General features: G+C 37.0%; 19 protein-coding genes. 14 read left to right on the top strand and 5 right to left on the bottom strand.

Going from position 1 to position 17,170, the window contains the following annotated elements:
• Positions 1-27: 27 nt before the first annotated feature.
• A complete protein-coding gene (locus tag ACIQZA_RS18545; protein ID WP_402883332.1) occupies positions 28-387 on the bottom strand; it encodes a hypothetical protein in 360 nt (119 codons plus the stop codon).
• 187 nt (positions 388-574) lie between these two features.
• Between ACIQZA_RS18545 and ACIQZA_RS18550 the strand changes: the two genes are divergently transcribed.
• A complete protein-coding gene (locus ACIQZA_RS18550) occupies positions 575-1,450 on the top strand; it encodes a radical SAM/SPASM domain-containing protein (RefSeq protein ID WP_400939613.1) in 876 nt (291 codons plus the stop codon).
• 150 nt (positions 1,451-1,600) lie between these two features.
• Here ACIQZA_RS18550 and ACIQZA_RS18555 read toward each other — a convergent pair whose 3' ends face one another.
• Entirely contained in the window at positions 1,601-1,990 is a 390-nt protein-coding gene (locus tag ACIQZA_RS18555; protein WP_142510121.1) for a helix-turn-helix domain-containing protein, read from the bottom strand.
• A gap of 216 nt (positions 1,991-2,206) precedes the next feature.
• Here ACIQZA_RS18555 and ACIQZA_RS18560 point away from each other — a divergent pair, with 216 nt between their 5' ends.
• The gene (locus ACIQZA_RS18560) at positions 2,207-2,842 is read left to right on the top strand and encodes a restriction endonuclease subunit S (protein ID WP_402883331.1); all 636 of its coding nucleotides are present in this window, start codon (positions 2,207-2,209) and stop codon (positions 2,840-2,842) included.
• A gap of 231 nt (positions 2,843-3,073) precedes the next feature.
• Here ACIQZA_RS18560 and ACIQZA_RS18565 read toward each other — a convergent pair whose 3' ends face one another.
• Positions 3,074-4,747, bottom strand: a complete 1,674-nt coding sequence (locus ACIQZA_RS18565) for a ribonuclease J (RefSeq protein WP_402883329.1) — start codon at positions 4,745-4,747, stop codon at positions 3,074-3,076.
• 172 nt (positions 4,748-4,919) lie between these two features.
• On the opposite strand from ACIQZA_RS18565, the gene ACIQZA_RS18570 reads away from it, so the two are divergent.
• Positions 4,920-5,684 (top strand): DUF2935 domain-containing protein, encoded by a 765-nt coding sequence (locus ACIQZA_RS18570; RefSeq protein ID WP_400939605.1) that lies wholly within the window; start codon positions 4,920-4,922, stop codon positions 5,682-5,684.
• 179 nt (positions 5,685-5,863) lie between these two features.
• Here ACIQZA_RS18570 and ACIQZA_RS18575 read toward each other — a convergent pair whose 3' ends face one another.
• Positions 5,864-6,358, bottom strand: a complete 495-nt coding sequence (locus ACIQZA_RS18575) for a L,D-transpeptidase family protein (RefSeq protein ID WP_132363416.1) — start codon at positions 6,356-6,358, stop codon at positions 5,864-5,866.
• Positions 6,359-6,506: 148 nt separating this feature from the next.
• Here ACIQZA_RS18575 and ACIQZA_RS18580 point away from each other — a divergent pair, with 148 nt between their 5' ends.
• From ACIQZA_RS18580 to ACIQZA_RS18600, 5 genes are all read left to right on the top strand, one after another.
• Positions 6,507-6,740 (top strand): hypothetical protein, encoded by a 234-nt coding sequence (locus ACIQZA_RS18580; RefSeq protein WP_142510125.1) that lies wholly within the window; start codon positions 6,507-6,509, stop codon positions 6,738-6,740.
• Positions 6,741-6,784: 44 nt separating this feature from the next.
• Positions 6,785-6,997: a hypothetical protein gene (locus tag ACIQZA_RS18585; RefSeq protein WP_402883371.1), complete on the top strand. Its 213-nt coding sequence runs from the start codon at positions 6,785-6,787 to the stop codon at positions 6,995-6,997.
• Positions 6,998-7,012: 15 nt separating this feature from the next.
• The gene (locus tag ACIQZA_RS18590; RefSeq protein WP_400939598.1) at positions 7,013-7,210 is read left to right on the top strand and encodes a gamma-type small acid-soluble spore protein; all 198 of its coding nucleotides are present in this window, start codon (positions 7,013-7,015) and stop codon (positions 7,208-7,210) included.
• A 119-nt stretch (positions 7,211-7,329) separates the two neighbouring features.
• Positions 7,330-7,500: a cysteine-rich CWC family protein gene (locus ACIQZA_RS18595; RefSeq protein WP_142510127.1), complete on the top strand. Its 171-nt coding sequence runs from the start codon at positions 7,330-7,332 to the stop codon at positions 7,498-7,500.
• A gap of 211 nt (positions 7,501-7,711) precedes the next feature.
• Positions 7,712-8,293: a DUF305 domain-containing protein gene (locus tag ACIQZA_RS18600; protein ID WP_142510128.1), complete on the top strand. Its 582-nt coding sequence runs from the start codon at positions 7,712-7,714 to the stop codon at positions 8,291-8,293.
• Between the two features lie 111 nt (positions 8,294-8,404).
• On the opposite strand, the gene ACIQZA_RS18605 is transcribed toward ACIQZA_RS18600, so the two are convergent.
• Positions 8,405-9,001: a metallophosphoesterase family protein gene (locus ACIQZA_RS18605; protein ID WP_402883369.1), complete on the bottom strand. Its 597-nt coding sequence runs from the start codon at positions 8,999-9,001 to the stop codon at positions 8,405-8,407.
• Between the two features lie 592 nt (positions 9,002-9,593).
• Between ACIQZA_RS18605 and ACIQZA_RS18610 the strand changes: the two genes are divergently transcribed.
• The 6 genes from ACIQZA_RS18610 to ACIQZA_RS18635 all read left to right on the top strand — a co-directional run bounded on the left by ACIQZA_RS18610 (position 9,594) and on the right by ACIQZA_RS18635 (position 17,154).
• Positions 9,594-11,096, top strand: a complete 1,503-nt coding sequence (locus ACIQZA_RS18610) for a class I adenylate-forming enzyme family protein (RefSeq protein ID WP_402883368.1) — start codon at positions 9,594-9,596, stop codon at positions 11,094-11,096.
• A 390-nt stretch (positions 11,097-11,486) separates the two neighbouring features.
• A complete protein-coding gene (locus ACIQZA_RS18615) occupies positions 11,487-12,476 on the top strand; it encodes a C39 family peptidase (protein ID WP_402883323.1) in 990 nt (329 codons plus the stop codon).
• 120 nt (positions 12,477-12,596) lie between these two features.
• Positions 12,597-13,826 (top strand): carboxylate--amine ligase, encoded by a 1,230-nt coding sequence (locus ACIQZA_RS18620; protein ID WP_402883320.1) that lies wholly within the window; start codon positions 12,597-12,599, stop codon positions 13,824-13,826.
• A complete protein-coding gene (gene cuyB, locus ACIQZA_RS18625) occupies positions 13,826-14,539 on the top strand; it encodes a cysteate racemase (protein WP_402883318.1) in 714 nt (237 codons plus the stop codon). Before ACIQZA_RS18620 ends, cuyB begins: the two co-directional genes overlap by 1 nt.
• Positions 14,540-14,774: 235 nt before the next feature.
• Entirely contained in the window at positions 14,775-15,923 is a 1,149-nt protein-coding gene (locus ACIQZA_RS18630; protein ID WP_387085170.1) for a DEAD/DEAH box helicase, read from the top strand.
• A 1-nt stretch (position 15,924) separates the two neighbouring features.
• Positions 15,925-17,154 (top strand): aminopeptidase, encoded by a 1,230-nt coding sequence (locus tag ACIQZA_RS18635; protein ID WP_402883316.1) that lies wholly within the window; start codon positions 15,925-15,927, stop codon positions 17,152-17,154.
• Positions 17,155-17,170: the final 16 nt, after the last annotated feature.

Here is a 17,170-nt window from a genome sequence, read left to right on the forward strand (position 1 = left end):
TGGGGAGTTCGATGAGCGCGGTCAACTTTATTCGTTGTTATTCTCATCTTCACTACTTTCACTATGATTCGAAGATGAATGAATATCGCTGTCGATAACTCTACTGTCCCTTACTTTTATGCCTTGTTGTCCGCCAGCTTCATCGTTATCGTCACCAGCAATACCGCTTCGGCCGTTTCCATCAGCAAATTGGGAGTTTATATTTCTAGTACTGCCATTTATGGCATTTTGACCGCCTTGGTTGGCATTAGTACCTACATCCTTATTTATTTGTCCTCCACCTTCAGCCCTTTGTTCAAAATGGATTTCTTTATTGCCAATATTAATAGTAAGATGGATGGTAATATGATTTTTAGATGGATCTTTTGAATGTTCATTATTAGGCATAATTTTCACCTCCTTTATTTTAGCATTACTATTAAGTTATTAATCTTTCTTTAGCTTACCTGTTCATGTAGCCCTAAAATATATAAATAATGTGAGGGGATGGAGACTGAAAAACTGTTCCTTATCGTAAAATTTGATAAAATGAATAGGATTTGAATATAAGAAGAACTGGAACGGTGAAACAACGTTGAGAACATTTAAAAAGGTTTATATAGAAATAACGAGTGTCTGTAATTTAGCATGTAGCTTTTGTCCTCCAACTGCTCGTGCAAAGGGACTTATTAAAGTAGAACAATTTAATAAAATATTGGATGAAATACGTCCTCATACGAAATATATTTATTTGCATGTAAAAGGAGAGCCACTTTTACACCCACGTATTGATCAGCTACTTGATGCAGCACATGAGAAAGGTTTTAAAGTTAACATTACAACGAACGGTACGCTGATTAAAAAGAATCGTGAAAAGATACTAGGGAAACCAGCCTTACGCCAAATTAATTTTTCTTTGCATAGTTTCGACGGTCATGAGGGATCGGAAAATCGTGAGAAATATTTAGGGGATATATTAGATTTTGTGCGTGCTTCGAAAGACTATAATACGATTATTTCATATCGATTATGGAATTTACAAAAGGATCATTTAACAGATATTGCGGCACGGAGAAATCGTGAAACGCTCGAAATTTTAGAAAATGAATATAATCTTGATTATCGCATCGAAGAAAAAGTGCAGCCTGGTAAAGGTGTAAAGATTGCTAATAATATTTATTTAAATCAGGATCATGAATTTAAGTGGCCAAGCTTACTAGAAGCGGAGGATGAAGGCAAAGGCTTTTGCCATGCACTTCGAAGCCAAGCCGCTATTTTAGTGGACGGTACAGTAGTGCCTTGCTGTCTTGATGGTGAGGGCGTTATTAATTTGGGGAATGTGAATGAGAAATCCTTTACAGACATTGTTCAAGGAGAACGTGCAAATAATATTGTCGACGGATTTTCACGTAGAGAAGCTGTAGAAGAGCTATGCAGAAAATGTGGCTATCGTCAAAAGTTTGGAATGTAATAAAAAGATCCATTTGGTTGTAGACTAAATGGATCTTTTATATGGTTAAAACAATGGCATGCCACCATGATAAAACAGGCTCATCACCAAAAGTTATGGATGATATTTGTTAAAAAATAATTTTTGGCTAGCCATCAAACAGCTCCAACGTTATTGACTATTGGAGCTGTTTTTCTTTGATTGTGAATCAATAGTATCTAAAAAATCCTTCGTAATGCGTACTACGTATTTCACTTCGTCTAAATTGCGCTCCCTTAATACTGATCGATGTATGTCAAGCACAAGGTTCTTTTCTTCAATATCAGTAACACCGGATAATTTTTGAAAATTAAAAAGCTCCTCAGGGGCAATATCTAATGCTTTCATTAGCGTTTCTAAAGTGCTTAATGTGATATTAGACTGTCCGTGTTCAATGTTTGAGATTCGTCCTTTACTAAAACCTAGTTTCCCCGTTTTTTCTGCTACTTCTTCCTGACTAAGCCCCTTAGATACCCTAATAATACGGAGTTGTTCGCCTACTAGCTTTAAAAAGTCTGACATATGATTCACCTCTATGTAAAAAGCTAGTGAAAAACATTAAAAATGCCTATACCATTATAGTGGTATAATAGAGATAATGTTATAATAAAATGGTACAATGATTAATGGTAAGTTTTTATTGAGAGAAAAGCCATGTGTAAAACGGTGTTGATTTATTCTTCAGAAGCTTGTTTTAGAGTACAGCTAATTCTAGTTAAGGATTGGAGGATTCCATGCATGGTAAAGCGTTATCGATTAGATGAAGTTGCTAAAATAGAAGAGGGAAAAATAGTACCGAAGAAAAAGTATTTTCCAAACGTCGGAGTACCCCTAATTACAGAAGAAAGTTTAAAAAAGTTAATGCTAAATGGTGATATTGACCAATTACCAAAAGTTAATATTACATTGAAAGAACATTTAAAGTGTTCACTAGTACCAGCTAAAACCATCATTCTTACGAAAGCTAATATGAAGGAAGCAAATAAATATATTTATCAATGCGAAACTGAAATGTGTATTGCAAATGATATCGTCGCTATTATTCCAAATGAAACAATTATTTTAAGTGATTATTTATTACACTTTCTCAAATGGTATCAAATTCATAAAGAATGGCATCATTTGTACGATATACCTATAGATATCCCGATGTTAGCTGTCCAACAGAAAATGGTGCAAATTTTAAATAAGATTCAGTTTTTATTAAAGAATAAAGAGTCTTTAATGACAGCTGTAGAAGTGTTACCACAGAATTTTCACAATTTCTCGATGCAAATAGAAAATCATTCAAAAAGTTTACATCATGGGTTTAATCAGGCTCAGCATCTTTATGATGTTATGCTACATAAAATTTTCAAGGGTGAACTTAAATAAAATTGCACAATAATCAGTTCTTCATCTTCACTGGAATTAGATAAAATAAATTTAGTCGGTGTAAAAGGTCAACATCTTTCACACCGACTTTCATCAATTATGCCGAGGCATAATTGTACCTGTCGCTATGCTTTTAAAAAGACATCTGCAGCTTCCGCTTTACTTTCGCGCAAAAGAACAATGTAGCTGCCGCTACTTTTGTAACTGCCGTTACATAAAACATATGCTGAGTTAAATTTCGATAATTATTGGTAAAATCATTGGTTTTCTTTTTGTTTGTGTAAATAGATATTGACCGACAGCTCTTTTGATTTCTCTTTTTAAGACATGGATTGGCTGCTTACTTTCTTCCTGAAGCTCATTTACCGTTTCTTTGACGAGAATATTTACTTTCGTTAACAGCTCCTCAAAGTCTTTGGCATAAACAAAGCCTCGCGAAATTGTATCTGGTTCTGAAATAAAGGCGCCATCTATTTTATTAAGTGTTATAACGATAACAAGCATACCGTCTTCTGATAGCTGTTTGCGATCTCGTAAAACAATTCCTTCGACTTCACCAATACCGATACCGTCGACATACGTATCACCTGAAGGGATTTTACGTGTTTGCCTAGCCATTGCATTTTCAATATCCACAACATCCCCGTTTTTCATAATAAACGTATGCCCTCTTTTGACACCAACGGACTCAGCTAACAAACGGTGCTGATGTAACATACGGAATTCACCATGAATCGGAATAAAAAATTTGGGCTTCATTAGCGTCAGCATTAGTTTTAAATCTTCCTGGTAGCCATGACCTGAAACGTGCATACCTGTATGACTAGCCGAGCCATAAATAACCTTCGCACCTAGCTGAAACAAATTATCAACAATCCGTGAAACACCCTTTTCATTCCCTGGAATAGGGGATGAAGCTAAAATAACTGTGTCATCAGGTAAAATTTTCACTTCACGATGATTTCCACTTGCTAAGCGAGAGAGTGCAGCTAATGGCTCACCCTGACTACCCGTACATAATACAACAACTTCTTCGGGTGGAAGATACTTCACCTCGCGTGCATCTATTAACATATCCTCTGGAATGTTTAAATAGCCTCGCTCAAGCGCAACATCTACAACATTCACCATACTCCGACCAAGTAATGCAAGCTTTCTATTTGTAGTAATCGTTGCATCTACAATTTGCTGTATGCGATTAACATTAGAAGCGAAAGTAGAGATAACGATTTTACGCTCGGCATGTAAAAATGCATCTTCTATATGATTACCGACAAGCTTCTCTGAAGGAGTTAACCCAGGTCGTTCAGCATTCGTACTTTCAGAAATAAGTACTAATACGCCTTCTGATCCTATCTCGGACATTTTATGAATATCTGCAAACTGATTATTGACAGGCGTTAAATCAAATTTAAAATCTCCAGTGTGTACTACATTTCCTTCGGGTGTATTTATAACGATTCCTAAGCAATCAGGTATACTATGGTTTGTTCTAAAGAAACCAACATCAACTTGTCCGAAATTTAATGATGAATCGGAACGAATTTCTATTAATTCTGTCTCTCTTAAAAGCTTATGTTCTTTCAGCTTTAGCTCGATTAAGCCAAGAGTAAAACGTGTTGCATAAATAGGGACATTTATTTTTTTTAACAGATAAGGGATTCCGCCGATATGATCCTCATGTCCATGAGTCACAATTAATGCTTTGATTTTCTCTTTATTTTCCAGTAGGTACGTAATGTCAGGAATTATTAAATCGATACCTAGTAGGCTTTCGTCTGGAAATTTAGCGCCGCAGTCGATAATTAAAATATCATTCCCGTACTGTACTACATACATATTTTTGCCAATCTCATTAATGCCACCTAAGGCGAAAATCGATAATGTATTGTCTTTTGTGGACAAGCATATCCCCTCCTAATTTTTCAGTATGTTCTTTTAATGAAAATTCAGCATTAGTAGTATAGCTTTAAGCGTTTCATCCTATACGAAAAGACAATTTGAGATTAAGCATTAATATTAGATTTTCATGAAGAATAGAATAGAAGAACGTATAGAATAAAGGGGATGTGACTGGTTGTCGAATTACTTACAACATGCGGTGTTTGAACATAGGTTTTGGCTAAGGATATTGAAAGACCATTCTCAATTTATTCATGATTCCTTGTATCCATCGGAAACAGAGGATATTAAAAGAGCAAGCGCATTTATTCTCAAATTTTCTCAGCTTCTTGCTTATGTTAATTCGATAGATGCCAATAATGCGGTTTCCTTCTCACTTACAGTCGATGAAGCTGTAGAACAACTAAAGCAATTTAAATTTTATTTGCTTAGAAAGCAATTAACGGGAAATATTAATATCCATCTACCACCTACCTTTATTAATCATATGGTGAATGAATTAGAGGAGTATCAAAATGTACTTAGCTATCTGAAGAAGGGGGAAGTCCCGCCAATCTTTCATGAGCTACATCATCATTTACTCTGGCTGTTAGATGCATCAGGACATGCAGGTATCATTCATGACGATTTGGATGGTGTAGAAAGAAGGTTGAGGCAAAAAAGTACTACCTTTGCTCAACATTTTGAACAATTTTATTTGAAAGCAGTGGAGCTTACAGGATATTTGCGTTCAAATATAGACTCATTCCCCGCATTAACTCGCTTTAATCATGATGTGGAAATAGAAATGGGATTATTCAAAATTTTTTTACGGGAGTTAGAGGAGATGGAGTTAAGTGCAGAAGTATTAGGTACATTTACAGCTCTAATGGCGGATCATATGCTAAGAGAGGAGCAATACTATTTATCGAAGCTTGCACAATCTAGAGGTGAAGATTAATTTGCAAAAAGTGATGCCAGATAAATCGCTGATAAACATCAAAAAATCGCTGATAAAATGAGGGCAATCTGAAGGTTTCAGGTTGCCTTTTTTATTCCGATAAATCAGCATAAAATGTACCGATAAAACTAAAAAACATTCCGATAAAATCTGAGGAATGTTTTTAGTCTGGCAGATTTTTATGGATGAATAAAAACTCCAGTACCGATTGGAACAATGCTTGCGAGCTCTTCGACATCCTTATTATGCATGCGGATACAGCCACGTGAAACGGCATGACCGATTGAGCTAGGATTATTAGTTCCGTGAATTCCGTAATGTTCTTTAGATAAACTCATCCACATTGTCCCAAACGGACCACCAGGATTTGGATCCTTGTTAATGATTATAAAATGGCCAGTAGGTGTATCATGTAACATCCTACCGACTGCTATTGGGTATTGCTTTTGAAGAACATTATCCTTATATAACCGTAGCCATCGATTTTCAGTAGAAATATCTATTCTATAAGGGATAGTATTTGGATTAGGAAATCCAGGTATAACAATTTGTTGTCCTATATAAAGTACATTCGGATCTAGCCCTGGGTTAGCAGCCATTATGGACGCTAATGGCGTACGATAATTTCTAGCTATTTGGGACAAGGTTTCGCCTGCTCTAACTGTATGGATCAAAATCATCACCTCCTATAAAGTGGTTGCTTTAATACAGGTTATGCCGAAGAAATAGAAAATACCTTTATATTTTTATAAGGATAGCAACTACAGTTAGTTGGATATGATAAGCAGTAACAAGCCATATCCAGTATTCGAGGAGATATAGATGAAAGAATTTAAAATTACTTATTTTTTTGATGAACTGCATTATGTAAGGAGATTTATCCATATAGAATCACAGGAAAAGGCAGAGGCATTAGTTCGAAGTGAACGAGATCAATATATATCCTTTACAGATAGTAGAGGGATGTATCATGAGCTGCATACAAGACATGTTCGGGTCATTCAAATATCTGAATATCATCGCATCGATAAAAGCTCGAAAACGAAAGACACATGATTTGTCCAACACTGCACATGCTATAAGTAAAGGAGTGAGTAATGATGGACATAGAAAAAAACATACCACATGAAAAAAAGATGTTTATGAACTTAGCGAGTAAGGATAAGCCAGACATGGTAGAATCTGATAATATAAGTCTTTTCGATTTACACGAAGATATGCAAACGGTTGATCCTATACCGGTTAGAGAGCTCAATAAAAAAGTAGAACGAGAAGGCGATGAATTGATTGAATTGCAGCCTGATGAATTATAGAAGGTAGGGATTTGTATGACTGATCATAATGAAGCTCAGTTTACTTCTGCTGGAACAAATATTAATGAAGTAAAAAGAAAAAATGCAGAAGGTGGGTTATCTTACAATGAAGTGAAAAAGCTGCTAGCCCAAAGAGGCGGGGCTGGTACGGAAATATATAGTGATACAGATGTCGAAGAAGTAAAGCAACAGATTCATGAGAAAAAGCAATAAGCTAATTGGGGAGGAGTATGAAAAGTACTCCTCTATTTTTATTTTGTAAGGATGAAAAAATCACTGATTAAAACTTCACTTTATTTTACAATGAAAAGTAAATGTATGGAGGTGTACGAATGGAAGAAAAACGTTGCCCGTTATGTGGACAAGATAATCATTGTGGGGTAGTAAATGGGCAAAAGGATTGCTGGTGTATGACAAAGAGTTTCCCTAAAGAAATCCTTGAAGCAGTACCTAAAGAGCAATGTATTTGTCAAAAGTGCTTGGATACATACGAAAAAGATTAAACATTCGTGCAATCAATTATACCTCGACATAATTGCTGCTGTCGCTTCGCTTTCGCGCAGGTAAACAATGCCGCTGTCACTAAAGAAAACACTCGCTGAAAGAAGTTAAAAATATTTTAATGCTGTTACGAAACAATAGAGATCAGTTGGTACAATTGTCTACCGCACAACAACCTATCGGACATATATTACTCTGAAAGGAGTGTGTCTAATGACTAAAACAGTTGTACTCAGTAATGTAACAAAGGTTTATTTAGAGGAAAACCAAAGGATCCTCGATAAAATGATGCAGGGCATGACCTATGTGACAATTACATGTAGTATTTCAGATAATTTTATTAAGCAAATATTACCGCATCAAGTAGCTGCTATTAGATTGTCGGAAAATGTTTTGCGATACACGACAAATATACTTGTACAAAATCTCGCGTTAGAAATAATAGCAACAAGTACGGAGACTGTTGAATGCCTCGAAGCGATACAAAATAGATGCTGTATCGTACAAAATTCGGAATGTGAATTGTACGATTATATGTGTGCTTATAAGGAAATTACTGGGGCTATGTTCCAAGCAATGAGTTTACCGCCAGTTTCCAATAATATTAATATAAACTTTCTGCGAACGATGATTGTTCACCATCAGGCGGGCGTTCGACTAGCGCAAAACGTTTTAAGGTTCTGTATTTGCCAAGAATTAATACCAATCCTTCGAAATATGATTCAAACTATGTGCGATCGTATTTGCGAAATGGAAAAATTACTAGATGCTTTAAAGGATTGCGAGAATTGCTAGTTTGAACGGAACATTTACAAAGTGAAAAAACGCTAGAGTCGAAGTCGATTTTAGCGTTTTTTTATGACTACGATGTATATCAGCAAAACTCAAACTCTTGATGAAAAATAATCAAGCATTCTCAACAGAAGGAGCGCACATAAATGTTACTGTTCGTTTGTTACTATCGTAAAGACACCACTCTCGATGATCGACAACCGATCCAACATTGATACCGTATTGCTTTTCTTGTAATGCGATTGGTTGGCCATAGCGAATACGAATAGGTAACTTTTTATTGCGATGATAAAGACCTGATTCATGACTATGCCCGAAGAAAAGAAGCGATTTTCTAAATGGAGGAAATGTTGGTTGCCAAGTAACACTCCATTTAAATTGATGTCCATGCATAAGTGTTGCACCAACAATCTCCATTGTTTCAGGTAACTCTGTAAAACGTTCAATGCCAGTTATACGTGTAATACGCTCTTCCTGATTGCCACGAATAGAGGGGAATGTTAGTAAAACTTCAAAATCATTTTCTACTATTGCAGCTTTTTGTAGCGGTATACCCGACATTGTTTGAGCCTTTTTCTTACTTACAGTACATTCGTATAAATCACCTAATCCCAATACCTTTGCATCTTTCGCACATTGCTGAATATGGGCTAGAACCGCCTTAGTATCTTCTATATTAGAATGTAAATCTCCTAAAAGTGCGTACAGCATTTTAATCATGCCTTTCATTAATTATGCCTCGGCATAATTCTGTAACATCCGCCGGGCTTTAACTTCTTTCAACAAGTGTTTGGACACCTACTAAAAAGTGACTTAAAACCGCTTTCATCTCGAGGCAACGCTTTCGCTACAAAAGACACTTGTTGAAAGAAGTTAATCATTATACAAATATCATACACCTAACAGAAATTGATAGAAAAGTAAAATGTATAAATATATTTAGTTACATATGGATTATATTTTGGTTCATCACCATAACCGAGTTGATTTCCGTTCTGAGCTGTATGCTTTCCTAGAATCGTCCGATGAGCCACTTAGGCCAATAGATGTTGGTCACAAAGGCGTTATCATAGGACGTGATGTATTTAGCCTTCATTCCTCTATTGCTAATCCCAAAGAGTCATCTGTCTCCCTCCATTCAATTTTCCGCATGCCAAATGATTTAACAAAATGAGCCTTAATAAGTGTAGAAAAATTGCCAACAATTTCATAGATTGATAAAATATAATTGTAATTTTCTGAATTTTTAACAGCGATTCTACATGGTATGAGGGACATGAATTAATAATTTTGGGGGCTTATGATGACGATGTTAATGACAGATATTCTACAAAAATATGCTATGCAGCAACCAAATAGGATTGCAACAGTTTACGATGGGACAAAGCTATCCTATAGTGAATTTTATAAAAGTGCAGAAACATTTGCTGCATACTTACAAGAGCAAGGTTTTAAAAAAGATGATGTAATTGCATTATATATGCTCAACTCAGATTTATTTTTAATCGCTTATATCGGTGTTCAGTTAGCGGGCTATGTTGTCATGCCCATTAATACAAAACTAGCAGCTCCAGAGGTCGAATTTATTTTTAATCATTCAGAAGCTAAAGGGCTTATTAATGATGAAAGGTTAGAGGATGTACTCGCAACTATTGGCTATCCGTTTCAACATATTGTAGGGCTCGAAGAGATGAAAGACGTCATTAAAAACTATCCAGGTCAAAGAAAAGCTGTCAAATTGGAGCCTCATGATACTAGTGTTGTTATGTATACTTCTGGGACGACGGGTAAACCAAAAGGAGTAATGCTAACTCATCAAAATATTGTATCAACTGCGGAAATATGGTCGTCCTCAATGGATATGACCAATGAGGATAGAATGTTTATTTGTACGCCTTTATTTCATTGTGCAGGTCTTCATGTATTTGCGATGCCGATGTTTTATAAAGGCGGTTCAATGGTTATAGAAGAGGCTTTTTCTTCGACAAACACAATAGAACAATTAGTCGTTACAGATTCAACAATTTTCTTTGGTGTTCCGTCAATGTATACAATTATTTTAAATACACCTAACTTTAAGGAACATACATTTAAAAATTTACGTTTATTATGTTACGGAGCGGCACCGATGCCTTATGAGCTTGTTAAGCAAGTGAAGGAGGCATTTCCTAATGTGAAAGTACAAAACCTGTATGGACAAACTGAAAATACTCCTGCCACCACTTCTCTTTTAGATGCCGATTCATTGACAAAAATTGGGTCAGTAGGAAAACCATTAGCCCAAACGGACGTCCGTGTTGTTGATAGCTTTGGTGAAACGGTGCCAGCGGGTGAGGTAGGAGAAATTTGTGTCAAAGGGCCACAAGTCATGAAAGGTTATTTACGTAATCCTGAAGAAACAGCTAGAGCAATTAAAGATGGTTGGCTCTATTCAGGAGATTTAGGGCGTTTTGATGAAGACGGTTATCTCTATATTGTTGATCGTAAAAAAGATATGATCATTCGAGGTGGCGAAAATATTTATCCTATCGAGGTTGAAGAGGTTTTATATCAACTGCCAGAAATTTTAGAAGCAGCCGTTGTAGGTTTTCCACATGAAGTATATGGCGAAGTTCCGAAAGCATTTGTCGTATTGAAGGAAGGAAAGTCTTCTGATGAAGAGGCGATATTGGCGTATTGTCGGACTCAGCTGGCAAAGTATAAAGTGCCACATGAAATTGAATTTTTAACTGAATTACCACGTAATGCTTCTGGGAAAGTTTTGAAACATACATTACGACCAAGAGTAAGTACGCCAAACGTGTAAAACGGTTTGAGAAAATTCGAAAATAGCAAACAAAGTAATACCTTAATCGGACGCACACTAAATTTAGAGATGCTTTTGTGTAGAGGAAATATGTTAGGCCTGGTGCTCAATTGCGTTCAAGGCTTAGGTCAACGGCGCGAAAGCGTAGTTCTATCGCAGCGGCAGCGGCATGATTGGTCACTTATTCGTTGTTGTTGTTGTTGTTGTTGTCGCTTCGCTTTCGCACAGATAAATTGCTACAGGACGTGGTGTTCTTAGGGGTTTGGACAACCGCTAATAGAAGTTAAAAATAGGAACGTCTATGAAATTAGCGTATAATAGAGTCTGCGACAAATTGAAATAATAGAATTGAAGTAATTGTCTTCAAACAAGATAGGAGCGGAATTTGTCTTGTGGACGCGGGATAAACGCCTTTTACTAATAGGTTTAATGATAATCATGCTACTACTTTCGGGTTGCCATCCGTTTTCGCAGCAGGAAATACAAAACAAAGGATTAACTGTGTTAACGGTAGAGTTTAACAGTGGTGCGCCCATACCTAACCTTTATATAACTGCTACAGATGTAGAGTCAGGTGAGGTAGTAGAGGATGCGGTTGGCTCTGAAGAGGGTGAAGCAATATTTTCGAAGCTAATAGCGGGACGGAAATATGCTATAGCTGCAACTACGCTTGAAAATAGTACGAAAAATGATGGTTATACGACAATCGAAAATTTTACATATGATGCGACAAAGCCGTATTATCGATTGGAGACACATTTTTCAAGGGACGAGCAAGAGCTGGATGTACCAGTTGTTATGCAAAATCCTGAATTACCGCATGGCTGTGAAATCACATCGTTAACAGCTGTATTAAATTATTATGGGTTGGATGTTACGAAGCTGGAAATGGCTGATAATTATTTACCAAAGCAAACAATAAGCAATGTAGGCGGACAACGATTTGGTCCAAATCCGGCACAGGCTTTTGCAGGAAATCCTCGTGATAAAGCACATGGTATGTATGTCTTTGCAGCTCCGATTGTCAAAGCCGCAGAGGCAGTAATAGCAGATAAACAGGCAGATTTACGAGTGACAAATAAGAGTGGTGCCTCGCAGGACGAAATTTTACAGCTTGTTCGGGAGGGAGTCCCTGTTGTAACTTGGGTTACATTAGATTTATCAGAGCCCCAAAGAAAGCTAGCTAAGGGCTGGATCTATGAAGGTGAAAAAGTGCCGCATGCCGCGTATATGAACTTGCATGCTGTTGTTTTAACCGGGCATTTAGGCGATAAAGTTGTTGTTATGGACCCATTAAAAGGCTTTGTCACTTATAATGTGGATCAGTTTTTTAAAAGCTATAGAGAGTTAGGTGAACAAGCTGTAGCCGTTCATAAATGATTCAAAGAAGAGTTATAAGGCGTACAAGGAAAGTATGATACACTTGTAAAAAAGGCTTGTTACTGGGGATGCCCCCACGTTATGTGAGAGCCTAATAAAAGCTAAAGTGAGTTGAGTAGAATGGCCATTGAGCACGCTTTTTTACCGGTTTTATTAGGAGATGAAATGAATGCTTACGGCATGGCAAGAGCATTTTACGAGTCCTATGGCGTTAAACCACTTGCATTAAATCATACGAATATGGAGAAAATACAGCAGAGTGATTTATTAATATTTCGTGAAGTTCCAAAACTCCATATTGAAGAACGTTTTATCGTTGCGTTAAAGGCAATTGCAGAGGAATTTGCAGGTAAAAAATTGCTGTTATTAGCCTGCGATGAATTTTACGTGAAAAAAATTGTGCAACATAAAGCGGAGCTAGCAGAGTATTTTGTAATTCCTTATGTGGATGCAAACCTTGCTAACGAGCTATTAACACGTGAGAGCATGTATGAACTTTGTGCGAAGTTCGGCTTTCACTATCCGGCAATGCATGTTTGCACCGTCAATGATTACGAGGAATTTGTCATCCCTTTTGAATTCCCAGTTGTCATTAAACCTTTGAATATGACAAAGTATGCTACATGTATTTTTCCGGGCAAGAAAAAAGTGTATATTGCCAAAGATAACGACGAAAAGGATGCTATTTTCCATGCCATTTATAAGGAATCGGCATACCGAGATGATTTAATGGTACAGCAATATATTCCTGGCGAAGATGCTCATATGTACGTCGTAAATGCTTATGTTGGGCAAGATAGTAAAGTACAGCTATTATCTGTAGGTAACTCAATTTTAGAGGAGCATTCCCCAGAGGGGATTGGTCGCTATGTAGCCATCATGACAGCATACGATAAAGACTTAATGGACCGCGTAAAATTGTTTCTAGAGGAAATGCGATTCCAAGGCTTTGCCACGTTTGATATGAAGTACGATGAACGTGACGGTCAATATAAGTTATTAAGTATTGAATTACATAATGAACTTTCAAATTATTATGTGACAGCAAGTGGCTATAATTTAATGCAATATGTTGCGGATGATTTTATCCGTGGAAGTAAAAAACAGCTAACATATGTTCAGAATAAGCATCTTTGGACAATTGTGCCGAATGGTGTCCTCTTTAAATATGTACAAAATGAACAGCTTGTGATTGAAGCGAAAAGTCTTATTCGCCAAGGGATGGCTACGGATTCCATCTTTAATTATAAGGATATGAATGCGAAGCGTTGGTTAAATATAACACTAGATAATTTAAGCTTTTATCGCCAATATAAGAAATATTTTAACAACAAAGGTCTGTCAAACTAATGAAAAAACAAACTTTAGGTATAATTGGTGGCGTTGGTCCACTAGCAACGATGTTTATCGGTGAAATGATTGTAAGACGTACGAAGGCAACGAAAGATCAGGAGCATTTACATACAATCATTGATAATGATACGAATATTCCTGATCGTACTGCCTTTATTTTAGATAGTACAAAAGAAAATCCCGTACCAGTGATAGTCGCAGATGCTAAAAAGCTTGCTTCTGTTGGAGCAAATCTGATTGCTATTCCATGTAACACGGCACATACCTTTTATGATGAGATAGTTGAAGGTTCTCCAGTTCCCGTCTTACATATGATAAGGGAAACAGCAAAGCGAGCTTCTGACTTAGGGGCAGAGAGTGTAGGGATTTTAGCGACAACGGGTACATTAACCTCACGCATGTATCAAGATGCGTTAGAGGAATTTGGTATAACACCTGTTGTTCCAGACGATGTGATGAAAGAGAAAGTCATGTCTATTATTTACGATTATGTAAAGGCTGGAAAAGATGTCTCTTGGGAGGATTGGCAGCCGATAGAAGAAGCAATGCTTGCACTTAATTGTGATCGTATTGTATTAGGATGTACTGAATTATCAATCGTCAATCGAGATTTAAAACTAAGTGACAAATATATCGACTCATTAATCGTTTTAGCAGAACGTGCCATATTAGCATGTGGCTATGAAATTGTAGATGAACAATCGTATTAACCAAATAAAATCTGCACGCTTTTCGCAGGTAAGTTGTAAACCTTCAAAAGATCTCAAGTATATAAGAGCTTGAAGGCTGGCAACCCCGTGATAAGTCGTGCAGATTTTTTTATCTGTAGGGAGATTAAGAAAGCCTCATTTTTGAAACGATTATACAAAGGTTTACGTACATATGAAGTAGGAAAATGATTAGTGTGTTAAACTAGTGTCAAGCAGATAGAAGGTGGGAAATTACATGTCAGTAATAAATTTATTAAATGAAGATTTACAAGCAAAATGGAAATTTGAAGAGCCGATGAAAATTCAAGAAGAAATGATTCCAGCAATGCTTGAGGGCAAAGATATTGTAGCCGAGTCGCCGACAGGGTCGGGGAAGACTTTAGCTTATGTACTTCCTTTATTAAAAAAAGTAAACGGTTCAAAAAAACAAACACAAGGACTTATCGTAGCTCCATCACAGGAGCTAGCGATGCAAATTGTAGAGGTTATCCGTGAATGGACAGCAGGTTCTGATATTACGGTTCAACAACTAATTGGTGGCGCGAACTCTGCACGTCAAATTGAAAAGTTAAAGAAAAAACCGACGATCGTTGTAGGTACACCTGGCCGATTAAATGAATTAGCGCGTGCTGGAAAACTAAAGTTAAAAGAAATTGAAACAGTTATTTTAGACGAGTGCGATCAGTTACTAAGTCGTGAATACCGTGTTGTCGTAAAATCTTTTATCGAAGGGTCAGCATATGGGCGACAAGTAGTTGTTGTTTCAGCAACAATTACGGAGGAAATTGAATTAGTGGCTAGTCGTATGATGTTCGAGCCAGTACGCTTCAAAATTAAACCTGAGGATATGTTAAAGGTTGGTAAAGTTGTACACTCTTTCGTGAAAGTAGAGGAGCGAGATAAAACTGATTTCCTACGTCGACTATCACATACAGAAGGATTACGTGCACTTGCTTTCGTCAACAATATCGATCAATTGCTGATGAAAGAAACGAAATTACAATATCGTTCGGCACCGATTGTGACATTACATTCTGACATGAAGAAGGAAGAACGTAAAAAGGCGTTAGATGCATTCCGTAAAGGTGACGCGCGTATTTTAATCGCTACAGATATTGCAGCACGCGGTTTAGATATTGAAGGTTTAACACATGTTATTCATGTTGATGTACCGAGAACAATTGAGCAGTATTTGCATCGTTCTGGTCGTACGGGTCGTGCTGGAGCAGATGGTGAAGTATTAACATTATTATCTTATCGTGATGAGAAAACGTACAAAAAATGGACAAGAGAAATTTCTGCGAAACCTGTACAGAAAATATGGCATGAAGGCAAGCTAGTGGAGGGTAATTCAAAAACAATTGGACAGAAGCGAGGTAAATAATATGACGTTTGAAGAAAAATTACAAGCATATGCAGAACTTGCGGTAAAAGTCGGTGTCAATATTCAACCTGGGCAATACTTATTAGTTAATACTTCCGTGGAAGCATTAGATTTCGCCCGTTTAGTCGTGAAAGAGGCTTATAAAGCTGGTGCAGGACGTGTTCATGTTAATTTTTCAGATGATGAAATGGATCGTGCTTACTTTGAGCATGCTTCAGATGAAGAATTTAATCGTTTCCCAGAATGGGTAGTTAAAATGCGTGATGAGGTGATCGAACGTAAAGGAGCAATATTGTTGATCGATGCTGCAGATCCTGATAAATTAGCAGGTATTTCAGCAGATCGGCTTGCTACCCATCAAAAAGTATCAGGCGCTGCTCTTACAAATTATCGCAACGCCGTAATGAAAGATTTAATAGCTTGGTCAATTGTTGCTGTCCCTTCACCAAAGTGGGCATCGAAGGTATTCCCAAACTTAGCGGCTAAGGAACAAGTACCAGCATTATGGGATGCTATTTTTAAAACTGTTCGTATCGGTGAAGGCAATGCTGTTGAAAACTGGCATGAGCACGTAGTAAATTTAGAATCTCGCGCGGCCCTACTGAACAATAAAAAATATGCGAAACTTCACTATACAGCACCAGGTACTGACTTAACAATTGCCTTAGCGCCACAGCATAAATGGCTTACTGGGGGTAGTAAAACGCCAGATAATACTACCTTTATTGCTAATATGCCGACAGAAGAGGTCTATACGTTACCGATGAAACAAGGTGTAAATGGCTATGTAAGCAATACAAAACCATTAGTTTATCAAGGGAATATTATCGATGGCTTTAAACTAACGTTTGAAGAAGGAAAAATTGTTAAGGCTGAAGCACAGGTAGGCCATGATTTATTACAAGAGCTTATGAATGTAGATGAAGGTTCTTGTTATTTAGGTGAGGTCGCACTAGTACCGCACGAATCACCAATTTCAGCATCGGAGATTTTATATTTTAATACATTGTTTGACGAAAATGCATCGAACCATTTAGCGATTGGCGAAGCTTATCCAACTTGCTTAGAAGGTGGAAGAGATTTAGAAAACGGACAGCTTGAAGCGTTAGGTGCCAATATTTCAGTGACACATGAGGACTTTATGATTGGTAGTGGTGAGATGGACATTGACGGTATTTTACCAGATGGAACTGTAGAGCCAATTTTCCGCAAAGGTAGCTGGGCATTTTAAGTTCTTCATTTGAAGA

Source organism: Lysinibacillus sp. NPDC096382, from assembly GCF_044762845.1.
Classification (GTDB): Bacteria; Bacillota; Bacilli; order Bacillales_A; family Planococcaceae; genus Lysinibacillus.

Bases quoted from the DNA above. Each gene is read 5' to 3' on its own strand.
- ACIQZA_RS18560 (WP_402883331.1), top strand. From the start codon at position 2,207: ATGGTAAAGCGTTATCGATTAGATGAAGTTGCTAAAATAGAAGAGGGA.
- ACIQZA_RS18610 (WP_402883368.1), top strand. From the start codon at position 9,594: ATGACGATGTTAATGACAGATATTCTACAAAAATATGCTATGCAGCAA.
- ACIQZA_RS18635 (WP_402883316.1), top strand. From the start codon at position 15,925: ATGACGTTTGAAGAAAAATTACAAGCATATGCAGAACTTGCGGTAAAA.
- ACIQZA_RS18595 (WP_142510127.1), top strand. From the start codon at position 7,330: ATGGAAGAAAAACGTTGCCCGTTATGTGGACAAGATAATCATTGTGGG.
- ACIQZA_RS18590 (WP_400939598.1), top strand. From the start codon at position 7,013: ATGACTGATCATAATGAAGCTCAGTTTACTTCTGCTGGAACAAATATT.
- ACIQZA_RS18545 (WP_402883332.1), bottom strand. From the start codon at position 387: ATGCCTAATAATGAACATTCAAAAGATCCATCTAAAAATCATATTACC.
- ACIQZA_RS18620 (WP_402883320.1), top strand. From the start codon at position 12,597: ATGGCCATTGAGCACGCTTTTTTACCGGTTTTATTAGGAGATGAAATG.
- ACIQZA_RS18605 (WP_402883369.1), bottom strand. From the start codon at position 9,001: ATGCTGTACGCACTTTTAGGAGATTTACATTCTAATATAGAAGATACT.
- ACIQZA_RS18600 (WP_142510128.1), top strand. From the start codon at position 7,712: ATGACTAAAACAGTTGTACTCAGTAATGTAACAAAGGTTTATTTAGAG.
- ACIQZA_RS18630 (WP_387085170.1), top strand. From the start codon at position 14,775: ATGTCAGTAATAAATTTATTAAATGAAGATTTACAAGCAAAATGGAAA.
- cuyB (WP_402883318.1), top strand. From the start codon at position 13,826: ATGAAAAAACAAACTTTAGGTATAATTGGTGGCGTTGGTCCACTAGCA.
- ACIQZA_RS18585 (WP_402883371.1), top strand. From the start codon at position 6,785: ATGGACATAGAAAAAAACATACCACATGAAAAAAAGATGTTTATGAAC.
- ACIQZA_RS18580 (WP_142510125.1), top strand. From the start codon at position 6,507: ATGAAAGAATTTAAAATTACTTATTTTTTTGATGAACTGCATTATGTA.
- ACIQZA_RS18555 (WP_142510121.1), bottom strand. From the start codon at position 1,990: ATGTCAGACTTTTTAAAGCTAGTAGGCGAACAACTCCGTATTATTAGG.